1 protein-coding gene is annotated in these 1,267 nt (G+C 46.9%); it reads left to right on the top strand.

All coding sequences use genetic code 11. The annotated features are described in order from the left end of the window. Window positions 1–34: 34 nt before the first annotated feature. A partial coding sequence (locus QT974_RS34505; RefSeq protein WP_333472841.1) for a calcium-binding protein occupies window positions 35–1,267 on the top strand: 1,233 nt, incomplete at its 3' end.

Genomic DNA, 1,267 nt, shown 5'->3' with positions numbered 1-1,267 from the left:
ACCGTTTAGAACTCAACACAAGGAGAAAAAAGAGATGGACATTTTTGGAACCTCTAGGAACGATACCCTTAATGGAGGAGCAGGAGCAGATCGCCTATACGGTCTTGCTGGTGATGACTTCCTCGAAGGTGGTAGCGGCAAAGACATCCTCGAAGGTGGTAGCGGCAAAGACGTTCTTGATGGTGGTGATGAAAATGACACCATATTTGGGGGTTCCAACCGATACCCATCTTACGGACCAAATGGGCCGGACTATGGGAAGGATGAGAATGACACTATTAGTGGTGGTGCTGGTGATGATTTTCTCTGGGGTGGCGAAGGCAACGATTTTCTCAATGGTGGAGTAGGAAGTGATTGGCTACATGGTGAGGATGGGAGCGATACCCTGCTTGGCGGTGATGACAACGATTTTCTAGTTGATAGGGATGGTAATGCCGATGGTGGTGCTGGCATTGACACTTTAGTTGCAGACTACAGCCAGTTGAATAATGGTGCTGGTGTAGATGTGGGATTCAACAATCAAAATGCCGTTTTCAGCCGCCTAAATGGCAGTATTCTACTCAATTACAGCAATATTGAACGGTTTCATCTTAGAGGCACGAGATATGCCGATGTGCTGCGTGGTGGTGCTAATGGTGATTTTTTATATGGTAATGCTGGTGACGACCAAGCTTTTGGCTACGATGGCAATGATGTCATTCAAGGCGACGATGGAAATGACACCATATTTGGGGGTTCTAACCAAAACCCATCTTACGCACCAGATGGGTCGGGCTATGGGAATGATGGGAATGACACTATCAGTGGCGGTGCTGGAAATGATTTTCTCTATGGTGAATCGGGCAACGATCTTCTCAATGGTGGAGCAGGAAATGATTTGCTAGATGGTGGGACGGGGAGCAATACCCTGGTTGGCGATGATGGCGACGATAGTCTAATTAATACGAATGGTAACGTTAATGGTGGTGCTGGCATTGACACTTTAGTTGCAGATTACAGCCAGTTGAATAATGGTGCTGGTGTGGATGTGGGATTGAACAATCAAGATGCCATTTTGAGCCGCCTAAATGGCAGTAGTCTACTCAATTACAGCAATATTGAACGGTTTAATATTACAGGTACGCAATATGCCGATGTGCTGCGCGGTGGTGCTGGCGATGATACCCTAGCTAGCGGTGATGGCGACGATCGTCTAATTGATACGAATGGTAATGTCGATGGTGGTGCTGGCATTGACACTTTAGTTGCAGACTACAGCCAGTTGAAT

The sequence above is a fragment of the Microcoleus sp. BM001215392 genome (assembly GCF_036700185.1).
In the GTDB taxonomy this organism is placed as follows: Bacteria; Cyanobacteriota; Cyanobacteriia; order Cyanobacteriales; family Microcoleaceae; genus Microcoleus.
This window is presented reverse-complemented; position numbering and strand designations above follow the sequence as displayed.